Source organism: Streptomyces sp. NPDC029836, assembly GCF_055574495.1.
Map to the genome: position 1 here is coordinate 492,110 of NZ_JBVHZI010000002.1, position 17,608 is coordinate 509,717.

Below are 17,608 nucleotides of genomic sequence, written 5' to 3' on the forward strand. Positions count from 1 at the left end.
GTCATCCCCGCGGGTGCGGGGAGCCGGGTTGTCGGGTCGTCAGGAGGGTGTGGACCTTCGATGGGGTCCAGGTGGTCGCGGCGCCCGGGCGGGTGGCGAGGTAGGTGGCGATGTCGTGGTGCTGCCAGGGGCCGGATTCCAGGAGGCCGCCGGCCAGGTAGCGGAGGTACGGGGCCGACGGGGGGCGGACTTCGACGTCCTGGAGGGTCCACGGGGCGGTGAACGTGACCACCGGGATGCCCTCGATCGCGCCCGGGCAGATCAGGGTCTCGTAGCGGCCGGGGCCCAGGGCGTCGCGGCCGTCGCGCAGGGTCGCCGTCAGGTCCAGGTCGGTCCCCGGGGGCGCGTACATCTCCTGGGCGGCGATGTCCGACAGTTGGCCGGTCGTCAGCAGGTGGGCGCGCGCACGCGTGCGGCCCGGGGCGGTCGGGTCGTAGAAGGCGCGGCCCCCGGTCCACACCGGGGACTCCGTCGCGAAGTAGAGGCAGCCGTCGAGCTCGACCGCGATCGAGCGTTCCGGCGCCCGGTGGTCCCGGCAGCCCGGGTAGGTGCGGGTCGCTCCGGGTGGGGTGCCGCCCGCGAGGTACGCGGCGAGGCGGTCCAGGTGCATGTTGGAGCCGTAGGAGGCGTACCAGACCCGGTCGGGTGGGGGGACCGCTCCCGCGAGCGGGGCGGCGGTGTGCACGACCATGCGCGGTTCCTCCGGGACGGCGGGCCGGAACGACTCCGGGCCGGCGGTCGTCGACCGTCGGCCCGGAACGCATGGCCCGAAAGGGCTCTGGGCTGCGCCTACAGCACCGGCATCATCTTGCGGAGTTCGAAGGCGGTGACCTCCGAGCGGTACTCCTCCCACTCCTGCTTCTTGTTGCGCAGGAAGAAGTCGAAGACGTGCTCGCCGAGGGTTTCCGCGACCAGTTCGCTGCGTTCCATCAGGGAGATGGCCTCGCCGAGGTTCTGCGGGAGGGGTTCGATGCCCATCGCGCGGCGTTCGGCGTCGGAGAGGGCCCAGACGTCGTCGTCGGCGCCCGCCGGGAGTTCGTAGCCCTCCTCGATGCCCTTGAGGCCCGCCGCGAGGAGGACGGCGTACGTCAGGTACGGGTTGGCGCCGGAGTCGATCGAGCGGACCTCGACGCGCGAGGAGCCCGTCTTGCCCGGCTTGTACATCGGGACGCGGATCAGGGCCGAGCGGTTGTTGTGGCCCCAGCAGATGTACGAGGGGGCCTCGCCGCCCATGCCGGCCGTGCGCGAGGAGCCGCCCCAGATGCGCTTGTACGAGTTGACCCACTGGTTGGTCACGGCCGCGGTCTCCGCGGCGTGCTTCAGCAGGCCCGCGATGAAGGAGCGGCCGACCTTCGAGAGCTGGTACTCGGCGCCCGACTCGTAGAAGGCGTTGCGGTCGCCCTCGAAGAGGGACAGGTGGGTGTGCATGCCCGAGCCCGGGTACTCCGAGAACGGCTTCGGCATGAAGGTGGCCTGGACGCCCTGTTCCAGGGCGACCTGCTTCATGACGAGGCGGAACGTCATGATGTTGTCGGCCGTGGAGAGGGCGTCGGCGTAGCGGAGGTCGATCTCCTGCTGGCCGGGGGCGCCCTCGTGGTGGCTGAACTCGACCGAGATGCCCATCGATTCGAGCATGGTGATCGCCTGGCGGCGGAAGTCCATGCCGACGTTCTGCGGGGTGTGGTCGAAGTAGCCGGAGTTGTCCGCGGGGACCGGGCGGGACCCGTCCAGCGGCTTGTCCTTCAGCAGGAAGAACTCGATCTCCGGGTGGGTGTAGAAGGTGAAGCCCAGGTCGGAGGTCTTGGCGAGGATGCGCTTGAGGACGTAGCGGGGGTCCGCGAAGGACGGGGAGCCGTCCGGCATGAGGATGTCGCAGAACATCCGGGCGGTCCCGGGGGCCTCGGCGCGCCACGGCAGTATCTGGAACGTGCTCGGATCCGGCTTGGCGATCATGTCGGACTCGTAGACCCGGGCGAAGCCCTCGATCGCCGAGCCGTCGAAACCGATGCCCTCGTCGAAGGCCTGCTCCAGTTCGGCCGGTGCGACCGCGACGGACTTCAGGAAGCCCAGTACGTCGGTGAACCACAGGCGCACGAAGCGGATGTCACGCTCCTCAAGCGTCCGGAGGACGAATTCCTGCTGCTTGTCCATGCCTTCATCCTCGCAGTTCAGACGGCCTGTGCACCACCGCCCCGAGGAGCGGGTGGGCACAGTCGGGCCGGCCCAGTATCGCCAGCGGTGGTTTCCGCCACATTACGCACACCCGAAAGGTGATGACACCCCGCACTGACCGCGGGCCGGTCATGAGCATTACCATCGGCGCCCATGGGGGCCGGGGAGCGGATCGGGCGCGGGGAGCGCGGGCGTACGCCCGTGCGCCGCGCTGCCGTCCTCCTGCTGATCGCGTTCTCGGTGGCGGCCGGGGTGGCCTTCCTGTGCGTGCGGCCCGCCGAGGCGCACGTCCCGGACCCCGGACGGGCGCAGCCCGCCCCGGGACGGGTACAGCCCGACCCCGCACGGGCGCAGCCCGCCCCGGTACGGGTACAGCCCGACCCCGCACGGGCGCAGCCCGCGCACGCCGTCTGCGTGTCCCCGTACGACCTGCCCGGCTGTTCGCCGCTGTCCCGGATGACGCCGGCCGTGCCGCCGGCCCCGCCGCCCGCCGCGGCCGTGGCGGGGGCCGGGCCGGGGCCCGTCGTGCGTACGGCGGCCACGGGGCCGGTCCGCCCGCCCGGAACGCTCGCCCGCGCCCCCGACCTGCACGCCCTGCAAGTGCTGCGGACCTGACGGTCCCGCCGCGCACCGTACGACAGGTTCGACCCCGACACCCCCCTCAGCAGAAGGAACCAGGGCACATGGCCAGCAGGACGCCAGACCAGCACTCCCGCCAGACGCGCATAGCCGAGATGCGCCGCGCCGACAAAGCACGCGACCGGCGCAACAAGATCATCGCGATCACGGCATCGACGGCGATCGTCGCCGGGCTCGTCGGCTTCGGCGCGTGGGTGCTGATCGAGCAGAAGCAGAAGGACGAGACGGCGGCGAAGGCCAAGGCCGCGGCCGTGAAGAACCCGGTCGGCGGCGAGCAGGAGTGGGACGCGAAGAAGCTCGGCCGCAACCACGTCGAGACGCCGGTGAAGTACGAGATGAACCCGCCGGTCGGCGGGGACCACCACCCGCGCTGGATGAACTGCAACGGCGACGTCTACACGGAGCCGGTGCCCGAGGTGAACGCCGTCCACTCCCTGGAGCACGGCGCGGTCTGGGTGACGTACAACGACAAGGCCGCCAAGGGCGACCTGGAGAAGCTCTCCGCGAAGGTGAGCAAGCTCCCGTACACGCTGATGAGCCCGGTCAAGGAGCAGGCCGGCGCGATCATGCTGAGCGCGTGGGGCAAGCAGGTGACGGTGGAGAGCGCGGCCGACCCCCGGGTCGAGCAGTTCTTCACCAAGTACGTGATGGGCGCGCAGACCCCCGAACCGGGTGCGGCCTGCACGAACGGGCTGACCGGCAAGTGAGCCGTACGTACTGGGCCGCGGGCGCGGCCGTCGTCCTGGCCGTGCTGTTCGCGGTCGGCGCCACGGTCGCCACCGCGAGCGGCGGCTCGGGCGGCGGTGCGGCGGGCCGCACCCCGGGGCTGCACTCACCGGACGCGGGCTTCGCCCGGGACATGGCGGTGCACCACCAGCAGGCGGTCGAGATGTCGTTCGTCGTCCGCGACCGCACCCAGGACGAGGCGGTCCGCAGCCTCGCCTACGACATCGCCAACACCCAGGCCAACCAGCGCGGCATGCTGCTGGGCTGGCTGGACCTGTGGGGGCTGCCGAAGGTGGTGTCCGACGAGCCGCCCATGTCGTGGATGGGGACGGGAACGGGGACGGACGCCGGGACGTCCGGGCACGGCGCGCACTCGGGGCACGGCGCCACCCCCAGCGGGACGGCGACCGGGGAGGCCGGAGCCGTCGGGTCCGGGGCGATCATGCCGGGCATGGCCACGAAGGAGGAGCTGACGCGGCTCGGCGCCGCCGGCGGCCGGGACGCCGAGGTGTTGTACCTCCAGCTGATGACCGACCACCACAAGGGCGGCGTCGCGATGGCGGAGGGCTGTGCGCGCCAGTGCCAGACCCCGGCGGAGCGGGCGCTGGCCCAGGGCATGGTGGAGGCCCAGCAGGCCGAACTCACCCTGATGGCCGACATGTTGAAGCAGCGCGGATCGGCGCCGCGCGGCTGACGCGCGGCCGGCTCGACCAAGAGCGCCCGTACGGGTCAGGGGGCCTGCCCCACCCGTACGGGCGCTTCCGTTTCCTGTCCCGCGCGTCGCGGGAGTGCCCCGCGTCGTGTTCCCGAGCGTCCCCCGCGCCGTGTTACCGAGCGTCCCCCGCGCCGCGAGCGCCCCGCGCGTCGAGGCGCCGTCGCCGCCGACCGGAATCGCCTTGAGTCGCGTACTCCGAGCGGGCGAACGAGGATGGGGACGCCGGGACGGACGCGTCCGCGCATCACGGCGGGCGACCTGGCCAAGGGCACCCCGCGCTGGATCGACGCCGCCGCGGACGTCTCCGAGGTGCTGGAGGAGATGCAGAGCCACCAGATCAAGCGGCTGCCCGTGATCAGGAACAAGAAGCTGGTCGGCATGATCAGCGAGGCCGACCTGGCCCGGCACCTGTCGGACAAGCAGATGGCCGACTGGACCGAGCACGTCTACGCCCGGGGCTGACGGCCCCGCGCCCCCGGCCCGACCCGACCTCCCTACGCCCGGGGCGGACGGGGCCGCTCCGCCGCCTCCAGGACCGCCCGTACCACCTGGTGCGGGCGGTCCAGCATGACCAGGTGTCCCGACGGTTCGGCCACCTCGAAGCGGGCGTCGAGCAACTCGGCCAGCGCCTCCTGCCGGGCCAACCAGCGCCGGGCCGGGCGGCCGTCACCGCTGTGGCCCACCACGACGGTGACGGGCGCCGCCAGCGGGTGCGTGGCGCGCAGGGCGGCCAGCTCGGCGGCCATGTCCGGGTAGCGGGAGTTCTCCAGCAGCGCCCCGCGCCAGACGCGCCCGGTGCGGTAGCAGCGGCGTACGAGGTCAACCGGTGCCGGGTCGCCGCCGCCGGTCCGGGAGGCCCGTACGACCAGGCCGCGGGCGGCCGGGCCGAGCGCGGCGGGGAGTCCGGCGGCGGTCACCGCCAGGCCGACGGCCCGGGCGGCGCCGGTGCGCAGCGCGGCGGGCAGGAACGTACGGGGGTGCTCCTCGACGCTGGAGTCGAGCAGGACGACGGCCGCGGTGCGCCCGGGGTGCAGTCGGCCGAAGGCCTCGGCGTGGAACCCGGCGAGGGAGTGCCCGACGACGGTGACGGGCCCGGGGCCGACGGCCGGGCCGAGGGCGTCGAGGAGGGCGGCGATCCGGTGCGCCTCGCCGGCCGTGCTCGGGGGCTGCGCGGCGGGTCCGCTCAGTCCGTGTCCGGGCCGGTCGAAGCGGACGACGGTGCGGCCCCGGTCGGCGAGGAGCCGGGCGACCGGGTCCCAGTCGAACCAGGCCATGGCCAGCCCGGCGGCCAGTACGCACACCGGCCCCCGCCCCTCGACGACCACGTGCAGCGGAACCCCGTCGACGCGTACGAGGCGTCCGGCGCCGCTCGGGTCCGGCGCGTCGCCGCTCACGTACGGCGTTCCCGGTGGACGGAGTGGGCGAGCAGCCCCAGCCAGAGCGCCACGAGCAGCACCTGGAGCCGCTGGCCGGCGCCGAGGGCCCAGGTGCCGTGGCCGGCGGTGAACATGGCGATGGCCGTCAGGGTCCAGGCGGTGGCGAGGAGTTCCAGGACGACGAGGGCGGGGCCGTAGCGGGCGAGCGGGGCGAACCAGCCGTAGCGGCGGGCGGCGATGGTGAGGGCGACGATGCCGGTGAGGGCGCCGGTCATGGCGAGGCTGCTGCTGACGGCATGGGCCTGATGGGTGGCGGGGACCAGTCCGGCGGTCTCGCGGGCGGCGCATTCGGGATCGACGGTGGGCGCGCAACTGAGCGGCAGCCAGGCGTCGGCGGCGGTGGCCGCGCCGAACAGGGTGACGCCGGCCCAGCCGATGACCGCCCAGGGGCGGCGGGACTCGGGGTACCGCACCAGCCGGGCCAGGGCGAGGAGTCCGCCGACCAGGACGAGCAGCCCCGCGGTGAAGTCGGTGGCGCGGAACAGGCCGCCGAGGGGCTGGTCCTGGGCGGCGAGTTCGCTGACGTACGTCTCGACGGGGTTGAGGCCGGTCGAGAGGACGACTTCCAGCACCCACGCGGTGTAGGCGGCGGCGCCGAGACCGATGAAGCCGGCGACGGGCCAGGCGCTCGGTGCGGAGGGACCGTTGCTGCCATGTCTACGCATAGTGTGACTAATCCTAAGCAGATCCGGGGCCGGACCCGTGGTCGGAACCCACCCGTCCGATCGAGGCCCACGGGGGGTAGGACGTACGGCCGCCCGCCGACGTTGCCCGAGCCGCGCGTGGCGAGCGCCACGTGCCCCCGGAGCCGGTGCGGGCGGCGCTCGGGCAGATCGGTGCGGAACGGACGAAGTCACCGGATTCCGGCCCGGCGGAGGCCCGGGGCGTGGTCCGGGGGCGCGAAGTCGGTTGGTGGGGCTGCCCGGTCGTGGCAGGCTGACGGACGCCCCTCGCCCACCCACCGCACAAGGACGCCCCGGTATGAGCACGCCCCCGAACCCGCCCAGCGACCCCGTCGGCCCGCCGACGGAACCCGAGGGCACGCCCATACCCGAGACCCCGTCCCGGCCGTCCCTGTCGAAGCCCCCGACCGACGCACCGCCGCCGACCCCCGGCCCGTCGCTGCGCAAGGCCCCGGCCGACGCGCGCCCCACCACCCCGGGCCCGTCGCTGCGCAAGGCCCCGGCCGACGCGCGCCCCACCCCCCCGGGCCCGTCGCTGGACAAGGCCCCGCAGGACGCGCCCCCGGCGACCCCCGCGCCGACGTCGGCCCCGCCGACGCCGATGCCGGCCCCGCCGCCGCCGACGCGGCATGACCACTTCGGGCCCGACGTGCCCCCGGCGGCCCCGACTCCCCCCGCCCCGCCCCTCGGTGGCTTCGGCGCCCCCACCGCACCGGGAGCCCCCGCGACCCCCACCGGCCACGCCGACCCCGCCGAGCACAACCCGTTCGCCCCGCCCGCCCCCGGCGGGTTCGCCCCGCTCGTGCCGACCCCGCCGCCCGCGCCCACCCCGCCGCCCGGCGGGTACGGTGCTCCGGCCAACGCCTGGGGAGCCCCCGTCGGCCCCGGCGGCGGCCACCCCCATCAGCCGGGCCACCCCGGCTACCCGGGCTACCCGCCGCCCGCCCCGGCGACGCCGCCCGCCAACGGGGTCGCCGTCGCCTCCCTCGTGCTCGGCATCCTGGCCGTCCCCGCCTCGTTCACGCCGTTCTTCTTCTGGATCGGCACCCTCATCGGCCTGACCGGCCTCGGTCTCGGCATCGGCGGCATGGTCTCCGCCCGCTCCGGCGCCCCGCGCAAGGGCATGGCCCTCACCGGCACGATCCTCGGCGTGGTCAGCATCCTGACCAGCATCGGCGGCTTCTTCCTCACCGTCGGCGTGCTCGACCAGGCGTCCGACCGGATGGAGCGGAGCATCGAGAACGGCGAATGGGACGGAGTGGACGACGAGCCCTTCACCCTGCCGTCGGCCGGCCCGACGGGCGGCCCGTCGGCCGGCCGACCGCCCAAGGCGCCCGCCGAGGGCCCGGGCATCAGCACCCCGCTGGCGTTCGGCCAGACGTACACGTACCCGAACGGCATCCAGGTCAGCCTGTCGTCGCCGAAGAAGTACGTCAGCAAGAGCGAGGTGTTCAAGATCGGCAACGCGGTGCAGCTGACGCTCACCATCACCAACACCACGGACAAGCCCCACGAGGTCATCTACGCGGTGCCCGACATCCGGGACGAGAAGGGCAACGAGGGCGAGGTCGTCTACGACGTCCGGATGCCGCAGCCCGTCGAGGGCGTCATCGCGCCCGGCCGGTCCGCCACCGGCACGATCGCCTACGAGATTCCCGAGGGCGCCACCACCATCGACGCCGAGGTCTCCCCCGGCGGCCTGCAACGCGACGTGAAGTTCAGCGGCCCGATCGGCTGATGCCGACCGGCCCGGGACCCCGACTCCAGGACATCGCGTCAGAAAGACGATTAGACTGGGCCCCGTGCCTCAACTTCGTCTCGCTCTGAATCAGATCGACGCGCACGTCGGCAACATCGACGCCAACGCGGACTCGATCGTCCACTGGACCCGGCACTGCGCCGAGCAGGGCGCTCACCTCGTGGCGTTCCCGGAGATGGTGCTGACCGGGTACCCCGTCGAGGACCTCGCCCTGCGCGGCTCGTTCGTCGAGGCCTCCCGCACGGCGCTCCGCGAACTCGCGGAGCGCCTCGCCGCCGAGGGACTCGGCGAGCTGCCGGTGATCGTCGGCTACCTCGACCGCACCGAGCAGGCCGTGCCCCGCCTGGGCAAACCCGCCGGGTCCCCGGAGAACGCGGCCGCCGTGCTGCACGGCGGCCGGGTGGCGCTGCGCTTCGCCAAGCACCACCTCCCCAACTACGGCGTCTTCGACGAGTTCCGGTACTTCGTGCCGGGCACCACCCAGCCGGTCGTCCGGGTGCGCGGCGTCGACGTCGCCCTGGCCATCTGCGAGGACCTCTGGCAGGACGGCGGCCGCGTCCCGGCCACCCGCGCCGCCGGAGCCGGGCTGCTGATCTCCGTCAACGCCTCCCCGTACGAGCGCAACAAGGACGACGTCCGCCTCGAACTGGTCCGCAAGCGGGCCCAGGAGGCCGGCTGCACGCTCGCCTACGTCGCCATGATGGGCGGTCAGGACGAGCTGGTGTTCGACGGCGACTCGATCGTCGTGGACGCCTCCGGCGAGGTGATCGCGCGCGCCCCGCAGTTCTCCGAGGGCTGCGTCCTCGTCGACCTGGACCTCCCGGCGGCCTCCCCGGACGCGCCCGAGGGCATCGTCGGCGACGGCCTGCGGATCGACCGGGTCGTCCTCTCCGAGGAGCCCGTGGAGCCGTACGAGCCCGTCGTCCCCGGCGGCTACGCCGAGCGGCTCGACGACGACGAGGAGATCTACGACGCGCTCGTCGTCGGCCTGCGCGCCTACGTCCGGAAGAACGGTTTCCACTCCGTCCTGATCGGGCTGTCGGGCGGCATCGACTCCGCGCTCGTCGCCGCCATCGCCTGCGACGCGGTCGGCGCGCAGAACGTGTACGGCGTCTCGATGCCCTCGAAGTACTCCTCGGACCACTCCCGGGGCGACGCCGCCGGGCTCGCCGAGCGGACCGGCCTGAACTTCCGGACCGTACCGATCGAGCCCATGTTCGACGCCTACATGGGTGCGCTTGGCCTGACCGGCCTGGCCGAGGAGAACCTCCAGTCCCGACTGCGCGGCACCCTGCTGATGGCCGTCTCCAACCAGGAGGGCCACCTCGTGCTGGCCCCGGGCAACAAGTCCGAGCTGGCGGTCGGCTACTCCACCCTCTACGGGGACTCCGTCGGCGCGTACGGCCCGATCAAGGACGTCTACAAGTCGGACGTCTTCCGCCTGGCCCGCTACCGCAACCGGGCCGCCGTCGAGCGCGACGAGATCCCGCCGATTCCGGAGAACTCGATCGTGAAGCCGCCGAGCGCCGAGCTGCGCCCGGGCCAGGTGGACACGGACTCCCTGCCGGACTATCCGGTGCTGGACGCCATCCTGGACCTGTACGTGGACCGCGACCAGGGCCTCGACGCCATCGTCGCGGCCGGCTTCGACCGCGAGCTGGTCGCCAGGACCCTGCGCATGGTCGACACGGCGGAGTACAAGCGGCGCCAGTACCCGCCGGGTACGAAGATCTCCGCGAAGGGCTTCGGGAAGGACCGCCGGCTGCCCATCACGAACGGCTGGCGCGAACGGACGTAGGCGGCGTCGGGCCGGCCGGGGTCGCGGCCGGCCCGGCCCGCCGCCCCGGCCGCCGCTACGGCCCGCCGCTACGGCTTGACGCTGAGGCGGGCGGCGACGGGCAGGTGGTCGCTGCCCGTGCGCGGCAGGGTCCAGGAGGCCTCCGGCTTCATGCCGCGCACCATGATCTGGTCGATCCGCGCCATCGGGAACTGCGCGGGCCAGCTGAAGCCGAAGCCGTCGCCCGCCGCGCCCTGCGTGGAACGCATCTGCGAGGTGACCTCGGACAGCGCCCGGTCGTTCATGGTGCCGTTGAGGTCGCCGAGCAGGATGACCTTGCGCAGGGGTTCGGAGGCGAGCGCCGCGCCCAGCGCGTCGGCGCTGTTGTCGCGCTGGTTCGCGGTGAAGCCGGCGTTGAGCTTGACCCGTACCGAGGGGAGGTGGGCGATGTACACGCCGATGTCGCCCGTGGGGCCGGCGACGGTGGTGCGCATGGCCCGGGTCCAGCCGAGCCGGATGTCGACGGGCTTGCTGGAGGTCAGCGGGTACTTGCTCCACACCCCGACGGTGCCCTCGACCGCGTGGTACTTGTACGTGCCCGCCAGCGCCTTCTCGTAGACGGGGACGGCGCTCGCCTTGAGTTCGGTGAGCGCCAGCACGTCGGCCCGGGACTTCGCCACGGACTCGGCGGTGCCGAGCGGGTCGAGGTTGTCGGCGTCCACGTTGTGCGTGGCGACCATCAGGTTGCCGCCGGAGCCCGACTTGTCGGTGACCAGCCCGCCGAAGAGGTTCGCCCAGACCACGGTGGTCAGCAGTATCGAGATCAGCGCGGTGGCGGACTTGCGCAGCACCGCCGCGACCAACAGCACCGGCACCATCAGACCCAGCCAGGGCAGGAAGGTCTCGATGAGGCTGCCGAGGTTCCCGATGTCGTTGGGCAGGTCCGCGTGGAAGATCATGACCAGTGAGGTCAGCGCGGCCAGGGACGCGGTCACGATGCCGCGCTTCCAGATGCCCCGGTCGTGCCTCAGTCCGGCCAGTCGGCGCCGCAGACCGGTTCGCGAGGGACCCGGCTCGGAGCCGCCGTTCCCCGTCTCCGTCATGTACGCCTGTGCCATGCCCATGTCCTCGCTGCCGTGCTCGCGCTCCGTCCCCGCCCCTTGACCCTAGGCGATGCGCGGAGCCTTCGGTGCCGTCCTTGGCGGCCGTACAACCGGAGGGACGAACGGCCGTGCGGCAAGGGTTCCGCTTGTCACGAAACGCGCACATTGGCTCGGGCGCGCCCGGAGCGCGCCCGGAGTGTGACGGACGGGTCATCCGCCGCCCGTCGCGGTACTTCCGTCCCGGGCCGCGCGGGTGCCACCATGGTGGGTGAGTCCGGGGACGCCGTGAGGGCGCCTCGAGATGACACAAGGAGCAGTTGCAATGTCGCATACCGTTTCGCCTGCCCGGGAAGCCTCTCCGACCCTGTACGGGGGCGCGGGCACCCGCCGCGTCACCGTCCGCGACCTCACCCTCGCCAAGGAACGCGGCGAGAAGTGGCCCATGCTCACCGCCTACGACGCGATGACCGCGTCCGTGTTCGACGAGGCCGGCATCCCGGTCGTGCTCGTCGGCGACTCGATGGGCAACTGTCACCTCGGCTACGAGAGCACCGTGCCCGTCACGATGGACGAGATGACCCTGCTGTCGGCGGCCGTCGTGCGCGGCACCAGCCGGGCCCTGGTCGTCGGCGACCTGCCGTTCGGCTCGTACCAGGAAGGCGCCGTGCAGGCGCTGCGCAGCGCGACCCGGCTGGTCAAGGAGGCGGGAGTCGGTGCGGTCAAGCTGGAGGGCGGCGAGCGTTCGCTGGCCCAGACCGAGCTGATCGTGCAGTCCGGGATCCCCGTCATGTCGCACCTGGGTCTGACCCCGCAGTCCGTGAACGCCATGGGCTACCGGGTGCAGGGCCGCACCGACGAGGCCGCGCACCAGCTGCTGCGCGACGCGAAGGCCGCGCAGGACGCGGGCGCCTTCGCGGTGGTCCTGGAGCTGGTCCCGGCCGAGCTGGCCGCCGAGGTCACCCGGTCCCTGCACATCCCGACCGTCGGCATCGGCGCCGGCTCGGAGTGCGACGCGCAGGTACTGGTGTGGACCGACATGATGGGCCTGACCGGCGGGAAGATGCCGCGGTTCGTGAAGCAGTACGCCGAGCTCCGCAAGACGATGACCGACGCGGCGAAGGCCTTCGCCGAGGACGTCGTCGGCGGCTCGTTCCCGCAGCCGGAGCACGCCTTCCACTAGAACGACCGGGGCCGCGCCGACGGCCCGCCGACACGGATGTCGGCGGGCCGTCGGCCGCCTGTCGGAAAACTGTAGGAGCTTTGTCAGTGGCGGATGGTCCCATGGTGGGCATGACGCGAAACGACAACCATCCCAACGCCGTGGAAGTGCGGGGTCTGGTCAAGCACTACGGCGAGACCAAGGCCCTCGACGGTGTCGACCTCGATGTCCGCGAGGGCACGGTCCTCGGGGTCCTCGGTCCCAACGGCGCGGGCAAGACCACCCTGGTGCGCTGCCTGTCCACCCTGGTCATCCCGGACGCCGGCACCGCCCGGGTCGCCGGTTACGACGTGGTCCGCCAGCCCCGGCAGCTGCGCCGGACCATCGGCCTGACCGGCCAGTACGCCTCGGTCGACGAGAAGCTCTCCGGCTGGGAGAACCTCTACATGATCGGCCGGCTGCTGGACCTGTCCCGCAAGGACGCCCGCAAGCGCGCGGACGAGATGCTGGAGCGGTTCTCCCTGACGGAGGCGGCCAAGAAGGCCGCCATGAACTACTCCGGCGGCATGCGGCGGCGACTCGACCTCGCCGCCTCGCTGATCGGCAACCCGGCGGTCCTCTACCTGGACGAGCCGACCACCGGCCTCGACCCCCGTACCCGCAACGAGGTGTGGGACGAGGTCCAGCGGCTGGTCGCCGAGGGCGCGACCGTCCTGCTGACCACGCAGTACATGGAGGAGGCCGAGCAGCTCGCGAGCCAACTGACGGTCATCGACCGCGGCAAGGTCATCGCCAACGGCAAGGTCGACGAGCTGAAGGCGCGCGTGGGGGGCCGCACCCTGCGGGTCCGTCCCGCGGACCCGTCCGACCTGCCGGGCATGGCCCGCTCCCTCGCGGAGGCCGGTCTCGACGGCATCGCCGGTTCGCAGGCCGTGCCGGACGAGGGCGCGCTGCTGGTCCCGATCCTGAGCGACGAGCAGCTGACCGCCGTGGTCGGACTGCTGGCCGCCCGCGGGTACGCGATCGCCGACCTCGGCACGTACCTGCCCAGCCTCGACGAGGTGTTCCTGTCCATCACCGGGCAGAAGCCGTCCTCCGTCGAGGACTCCGTCCCCACCGAGAAGACCGAGCAGAATCAGGAGGTCGCGGCATGAGCACCGTAACCACGACGAAGCCCGCCGACACCGCGGCTTCCCCCGCCGTCCCGGCGGGAGCACCGCCCGCCGAGGGCCGGATCGGCCTGCGGGCCAACCTGCGGCACATCGGCGCCCTGGTGCGCCGCAACGCCCTCCAGATCAAGCAGGACCCGGAGTCGATGTTCGACGTCCTGTTCATGCCGATCATCTTCACGCTGCTGTTCGTGTTCGTCTTCGGCGGCGCGGTCTCCGGCAAGGGCAACCAGGGCGCGTACGTCAGCTACCTGGTCCCGGGCCTGATGGCCATGATGGGGATGAACATCGCCATGGCGGTGGGCACCGGCGTCAACGACGACTTCAAGAAGGGCGTGATGGACCGCTTCCGGTCCATGCCGATCGCCCGGTCGTCCGTCCTCCTCGCGAAGATCGTCGTCGAGATCGGCCGGATGCTGATCGCCATCACGATCCTGCTCTGCGTCGGCTTCATCCTCGGCCTGTCGATCGACGGCTCGATCCTGGACCTGTTCTTCGCCGTCGGTCTGTCGGTCGTCTTCGGCGCCTCGCTGATGTGGATCTTCATCCTGCTGGGTCTCACCATGAAGACCGCGCAGGCCGTCCAGGGCATGGCGATGCTGGTCCTGATGCCCCTGCAGTTCGGCAGTTCGATCTTCGCGAAACCGGCGACGATGCCCGGCTGGCTGCAGAGCTTCACCGACTACAACCCGCTGTCCAACCTGGCCGACGCCGCCCGTGCCCTGATCAACGGCACTCCGGTCGGCGACTCGGTGTGGATGACGCTGGCCTGGTCCTTCGCCATCACGGCGGTCACCATGCCGCTCGCGGTCCGCAAGTTCCGGCAGAAGACCTGATCCGGCCGGATCGCGACGGTCCGTTCGGATCGCGTCCCGGACGGGCCCCGATCCGGGCCCGCTTCAGATGAGGGCGGTGGCCTCCTCCAGGGTGAGGCCGCCGCCTTCGGCGTACGCCGTCTCGAAGGCGGCGTCGCCCACTGCCGCCCGGGCCAGTTCCTCGGTACGGGCGGCGTCCTCGCGTTCCGTCGTCACGGGGAAGTGGCCGACGGGCAGCAGGGCCCGGTAGGCGCCGAGCAGCCGGGCGGCGTCGCGCATCCGCCGGTCGCCGCCGATCAGGGCCATCGAGAGGCCGCCGGTCAGCAGATAGACGGCGGGCATCTGCGGGGCCACCAGCCGCGCCATCGGCTCCTGGACGGAACCCATGGCCTCACGGATCCGGGCCAGCGCCTCCTCGTGGCGGCCCTCCTGGTTGTCCAGCCAGGCGAGCGTGCCGAGCAGGAAGCCCTCGAAGACGGCGAACGCGCCGAAGGCGAACTCGTCGCGCAGGAGGTGGAGCTGCTCACGGGCCTCGACGGTGCGCCCGGTGCGGCCGAGGAGGCCCGCGAGGAACATCCGGGCCGCGGGCAGGGCCTCGTTGCCGTACTGCTGGACCGTGGCCGTGACGTCGACGAGGATCCGTTCGGCCTCCTCGTACCGGCCGCTCTCGGAGAGCGTCCCCGACATCCGTACCCGCAGCACCGCCACCTGGGCCTTGGCGCCGAGGCGTTCGGCGTAGGCGATGGCCTCGCGGTAGTCCCGGGTGGCCGGGCCGTACTCGCCGCGCTTCTCCAGGGATTCCGCGCGCGCCGAGAGCGCCTCGGCGCAGCCCCAGGCGTCGCCGAGTTCGCGGAACAGCGCGAGGCTCTCTTCGGCGTCGCGGGCGGCGTCGCCGGCCCAGTCGGCCCGGTTGGCGAGGACGTTGGCGCGCAGTTGCAGCGCGGAGGCCAGTTCCCAGCGGTAGCCGAGCTCGCGGGCGGTGACGACGGTCGCGTCCACGACCTCCTTGAGCAGGCCGGGATTGCCCGAGATCATCACGGCGTAGATCCACAGGGAGCTGGGGGTGCGGCAGGTCTGCGGCAGGCCCGGCCGGTAGGCGGTGAGCACCCCTTCGATCTGGGCCCGGACCTCCGGGGTGTTCCAGGCGTCGTTGGTCTGGTCGCGGGCGGCCAGCCGGACCAGGTGGACCGCGCGCCAGGCCTCGGCGAGGAGTTCGCCGGAGTAGGGCGGCGGCGAGTCGACGAGCCGCTCGTGGACGGGCTCGGCGGGGACCACGGGCGCGGCGAACGGGTTGGGGCCGAGTGCTTCGGCCGCCTCGGTCCAGTGCCGGGACTCGGTGCGCAGGTCGTGCATGTGCCAGTACCAGCCCAGCGAGTGGATCAGGCAGAGCACTTCGTCCGCGTCGCGGGTGGCGACGGCCCGGCGCAGGGCGGTACGGAGGTTCTCGTACTCGGTGGCCAGCCGGTCGGTGGCCGCGCGCTGGCCGTGCCCGCGCAGCAGGGGTTCGGTGGTGCGGGCGAGTTCGCGGTAGTGGACGAGGTGGCGGTGCTCGGTGGCGTGCAGGTCCCCCGGCACCTCGGCGAGGCGTTCGGCTGCGTACTCGCCGACGGTCTCCAGGAGCCGGTAGCGCATGTCGGCGCCGTCGGGGCCGGGGGTGGCGACGACGAGGGACTTGTCGACGAGGGAGCCGAGGGTGTCGGCGATGTCGAGGGCGCCGTGCGCGCAGACGGTCTCGGCGGCGGCGAGGTCGCAGCCGCCGGCGAACACGGACAGCCGGCGCAGCACCGTGCGTTCGGGTTCGTCGAGCAGGTCCCAGGACCAGTCGACGACGGCCCGCAGGGTTTGCTGGCGGGGCAGCACGGTACGGGACCCGCCGGTCAGGAGCCGGAAGCGGTCGTCGAGCCGGTCGGCGATCTGGCGCGGGGTGAGCAGCCGCAGCCGGGCGGCGGCCAGTTCGATGGCGAGCGGCAGGCCGTCGAGGCGGCGGCAGATCTCGGCGGCGGCGACCGGGTCGTCCGCCGGGCTGAAGCCGGGTCGGGCGGCGGCCCCGCGGTCCCCGAGGAGGCGGAGCGCGACCGGGTCGGGCAGCGGTTCCACCGGGCGCAGGGTCTCCCCCGGTACGCCGAGGGGTTCCCGGCTGGTGGCCAGGATCTGCACGCCGGGGCAGTGCGTGAGGAGGCGTTCGGCGAGTTCGGCGGCGGCGCCGATGACGTGCTCGCAGTTGTCGAGGAGCAGCAGGATCCGCCGGCGCGCGCAGTGCTCGGTGAGCCGGTGGAGGGGGTCGTCGCCGGCCCGGTCGGTCAGGGCCCGGATCTCCTCGGCGGCGGCGCCGCGGAGTTTGGTCTCGCGGGCGCCGAGGGCGGCGAGGACGGCTTCGGCGACGTCCTCGGGATCGTCGACGGGGGCCAGTTCGACGAACCACACGCCGTCGGTCCAGGCGTCCGCGGCGGGCGCGGCGGGGGCCGCGGCGGGCGGGGTTCGGCCGGCGTGGGCCTCGGCGGCTTCCTGCGACAGGCGGGTCTTGCCGGCGCCGCCGGGGCCGAGCAGGGTCACGAGCCGGGCGCGGGCGAGGTCCTCGCCGATGACCCGGATGTCCTCCTCGCGGCCGACGAAGGTGGTGAGCCGGGCCCGGAGGTTCCCCGGAGCGGATGCGGGCCGGGTGCCCGCGAGGGGCGGCCCGGCCGCGGGGAGGGCTGCGGGAGCGGGGAGGGCTGCGGGAGCGGCGCCGGGTTCGGCGACGCAGGTCAGGAGTTCGGTGTGCAGGGCGCGCAGGGCCGGGCCCGGGTCGGCGCCGAGGCGGGCGGCGAGGTCGCGGCGTACGTCCTCGTACGCGGCCAGGGCCTCCGCGGGCCGGCCCGCGTCGCGCAGGGCGCGGATCCGCAGCACCTGGAGGGGCTCGTCCAGCGGCCGGCGGGCGCACAGCTCGGCCAGCTCCGGCAGGATCCGGGGGGCCTCACCGAGGTCGAGGGCGGCGGCGAGCCGGCCCCGGCGCGCGTCCAGGCGTACGGCCTCCCAGCGGGCGGCCTCGGCTGCCGGGTCGGGCAGGTCGGCCAGGGCCGGGCCGCGCCACAGGGCGAGGGCCTCGTCGTAGCGGGCGGCGGCGTGGGCCGGGTCGGGGGCGTCGGCTGCTTCGCGGACGAGCCGTTCGAAGCGGTACAGGTCGATGTCCTCGCGCCGCGCGTCGAGCAGGTAGCCGCCGTCGGCGGAGCGCACGGCCCCGTGGCCCAGAGCGCGCCGCAGTCGCCCGACGAGCGCCTGGAGCGCGGCGGGGGCGTCGGCGGGCGGGTCGGCGTCCCACACGTCGGCGACCAGCAGGGCGGGCGGGACGGCCCGCCCGGGCCGCAGGGCGAGCGCGGTCAGCAGGGCGCGCAGGCGCGGGCCGCCGACGGCGACGGTGCTCCCGTCGTCGCGGAGGGCCTGGGCGGTGCCGAGAATCGCGTAATGCACCGGCCCAT

Annotated in this window: 14 protein-coding genes and 1 pseudogene; 9 read left to right on the forward strand and 6 right to left on the reverse strand. The window is 73.3% G+C overall.

Annotated features, from left to right (window positions below; translation table 11 throughout):
* Window position 1: 1 nt before the first annotated feature.
* Together ACZ4XJ_RS07985 and glnA are read right to left on the reverse strand one after the other, a co-directional pair.
* Window positions 2-691 carry a histone deacetylase gene (locus ACZ4XJ_RS07985; protein WP_468495646.1) on the reverse strand — a complete coding sequence of 230 codons (690 nt, stop codon included), beginning with the start codon at window positions 689-691 and terminating at the stop codon, window positions 2-4.
* A gap of 98 nt (window positions 692-789) precedes the next feature.
* A complete protein-coding gene (glnA, locus tag ACZ4XJ_RS07990; protein ID WP_362877194.1) occupies window positions 790-2,151 on the reverse strand; it encodes a type I glutamate--ammonia ligase in 1,362 nt (453 codons plus the stop codon).
* 174 nt (window positions 2,152-2,325) lie between these two features.
* Between glnA and ACZ4XJ_RS07995 the strand changes: the two genes are divergently transcribed.
* From ACZ4XJ_RS07995 to ACZ4XJ_RS08010, 4 genes and pseudogenes are all read left to right on the forward strand, one after another.
* Entirely contained in the window at window positions 2,326-2,787 is a 462-nt protein-coding gene (locus ACZ4XJ_RS07995) for a hypothetical protein (RefSeq protein ID WP_468495647.1), read from the forward strand.
* A 68-nt stretch (window positions 2,788-2,855) separates the two neighbouring features.
* On the forward strand, window positions 2,856-3,518 hold the full coding sequence (locus tag ACZ4XJ_RS08000) for a DUF3105 domain-containing protein (protein ID WP_362877192.1): 663 nt from the start codon (window positions 2,856-2,858) through the stop codon (window positions 3,516-3,518).
* Window positions 3,515-4,231: a DUF305 domain-containing protein gene (locus tag ACZ4XJ_RS08005; protein WP_362877191.1), complete on the forward strand. Its 717-nt coding sequence runs from the start codon at window positions 3,515-3,517 to the stop codon at window positions 4,229-4,231. Before ACZ4XJ_RS08000 ends, ACZ4XJ_RS08005 begins: the two co-directional genes overlap by 4 nt.
* Before the next feature lie 264 nt (window positions 4,232-4,495).
* Window positions 4,496-4,714, forward strand: a pseudogene (locus ACZ4XJ_RS08010) (CBS domain-containing protein); the annotation flags it as partial.
* A gap of 32 nt (window positions 4,715-4,746) precedes the next feature.
* On the opposite strand, the gene ACZ4XJ_RS08015 reads toward ACZ4XJ_RS08010, so the two are convergent.
* Together ACZ4XJ_RS08015 and ACZ4XJ_RS08020 are read right to left on the reverse strand one after the other, a co-directional pair.
* Window positions 4,747-5,646 carry an alpha/beta fold hydrolase gene (locus tag ACZ4XJ_RS08015; RefSeq protein WP_468495648.1) on the reverse strand — a complete coding sequence of 300 codons (900 nt, stop codon included), beginning with the start codon at window positions 5,644-5,646 and terminating at the stop codon, window positions 4,747-4,749.
* Window positions 5,643-6,353 carry a DUF998 domain-containing protein gene (locus ACZ4XJ_RS08020; RefSeq protein ID WP_362877189.1) on the reverse strand — a complete coding sequence of 237 codons (711 nt, stop codon included), beginning with the start codon at window positions 6,351-6,353 and terminating at the stop codon, window positions 5,643-5,645. Before ACZ4XJ_RS08020 ends, ACZ4XJ_RS08015 begins: the two co-directional genes overlap by 4 nt.
* Before the next feature lie 316 nt (window positions 6,354-6,669).
* Here ACZ4XJ_RS08020 and ACZ4XJ_RS08025 point away from each other — a divergent pair, with 316 nt between their 5' ends.
* On the forward strand, window positions 6,670-8,109 hold the full coding sequence (locus ACZ4XJ_RS08025) for a hypothetical protein (protein WP_468495649.1): 1,440 nt from the start codon (window positions 6,670-6,672) through the stop codon (window positions 8,107-8,109).
* Between the two features lie 64 nt (window positions 8,110-8,173).
* Entirely contained in the window at window positions 8,174-9,928 is a 1,755-nt protein-coding gene (locus ACZ4XJ_RS08030) for an NAD+ synthase (protein ID WP_468495650.1), read from the forward strand.
* A gap of 68 nt (window positions 9,929-9,996) precedes the next feature.
* Here the strand turns inward: ACZ4XJ_RS08030 and ACZ4XJ_RS08035 are convergent, their stop codons facing one another.
* Window positions 9,997-11,025, reverse strand: a complete 1,029-nt coding sequence (locus ACZ4XJ_RS08035) for an endonuclease/exonuclease/phosphatase family protein (protein WP_362877186.1) — start codon at window positions 11,023-11,025, stop codon at window positions 9,997-9,999.
* A gap of 307 nt (window positions 11,026-11,332) precedes the next feature.
* On the opposite strand from ACZ4XJ_RS08035, the gene panB reads away from it, so the two are divergent.
* From panB to ACZ4XJ_RS08050, 3 genes are all read left to right on the forward strand, one after another.
* Window positions 11,333-12,190, forward strand: coding sequence for a 3-methyl-2-oxobutanoate hydroxymethyltransferase (gene panB, locus ACZ4XJ_RS08040; RefSeq protein WP_468495651.1), 858 nt, complete (start codon window positions 11,333-11,335; stop codon window positions 12,188-12,190).
* Window positions 12,191-12,291: 101 nt separating this feature from the next.
* Complete coding sequence (locus ACZ4XJ_RS08045; protein ID WP_468495652.1) at window positions 12,292-13,323, forward strand: ATP-binding cassette domain-containing protein; 1,032 nt, start codon at window positions 12,292-12,294, stop codon at window positions 13,321-13,323.
* Window positions 13,320-14,174, forward strand: coding sequence for an ABC transporter permease (locus ACZ4XJ_RS08050; protein ID WP_468495653.1), 855 nt, complete (start codon window positions 13,320-13,322; stop codon window positions 14,172-14,174). Before ACZ4XJ_RS08045 ends, ACZ4XJ_RS08050 begins: the two co-directional genes overlap by 4 nt.
* 63 nt (window positions 14,175-14,237) lie before the next feature.
* On the opposite strand, the gene ACZ4XJ_RS08055 is transcribed toward ACZ4XJ_RS08050, so the two are convergent.
* A complete protein-coding gene (locus ACZ4XJ_RS08055) occupies window positions 14,238-17,600 on the reverse strand; it encodes an AfsR/SARP family transcriptional regulator (RefSeq protein WP_468495654.1) in 3,363 nt (1,120 codons plus the stop codon).
* Window positions 17,601-17,608: the final 8 nt, after the last annotated feature.

Bases quoted from the DNA above. Each gene is read 5' to 3' on its own strand.
- panB (WP_468495651.1), top strand. From the start codon at position 11,333: ATGTCGCATACCGTTTCGCCTGCCCGGGAAGCCTCTCCGACCCTGTAC.
- ACZ4XJ_RS08000 (WP_362877192.1), top strand. From the start codon at position 2,856: ATGGCCAGCAGGACGCCAGACCAGCACTCCCGCCAGACGCGCATAGCC.
- ACZ4XJ_RS08045 (WP_468495652.1), top strand. From the start codon at position 12,292: ATGGTGGGCATGACGCGAAACGACAACCATCCCAACGCCGTGGAAGTG.
- ACZ4XJ_RS08025 (WP_468495649.1), top strand. From the start codon at position 6,670: ATGAGCACGCCCCCGAACCCGCCCAGCGACCCCGTCGGCCCGCCGACG.
- ACZ4XJ_RS08050 (WP_468495653.1), top strand. From the start codon at position 13,320: ATGAGCACCGTAACCACGACGAAGCCCGCCGACACCGCGGCTTCCCCC.
- glnA (WP_362877194.1), bottom strand. From the start codon at position 2,151: ATGGACAAGCAGCAGGAATTCGTCCTCCGGACGCTTGAGGAGCGTGAC.
- ACZ4XJ_RS07995 (WP_468495647.1), top strand. From the start codon at position 2,326: ATGGGGGCCGGGGAGCGGATCGGGCGCGGGGAGCGCGGGCGTACGCCC.
- ACZ4XJ_RS08035 (WP_362877186.1), bottom strand. From the start codon at position 11,025: ATGGCACAGGCGTACATGACGGAGACGGGGAACGGCGGCTCCGAGCCG.
- ACZ4XJ_RS08020 (WP_362877189.1), bottom strand. From the start codon at position 6,353: ATGCGTAGACATGGCAGCAACGGTCCCTCCGCACCGAGCGCCTGGCCC.
- ACZ4XJ_RS07985 (WP_468495646.1), bottom strand. From the start codon at position 691: ATGGTCGTGCACACCGCCGCCCCGCTCGCGGGAGCGGTCCCCCCACCC.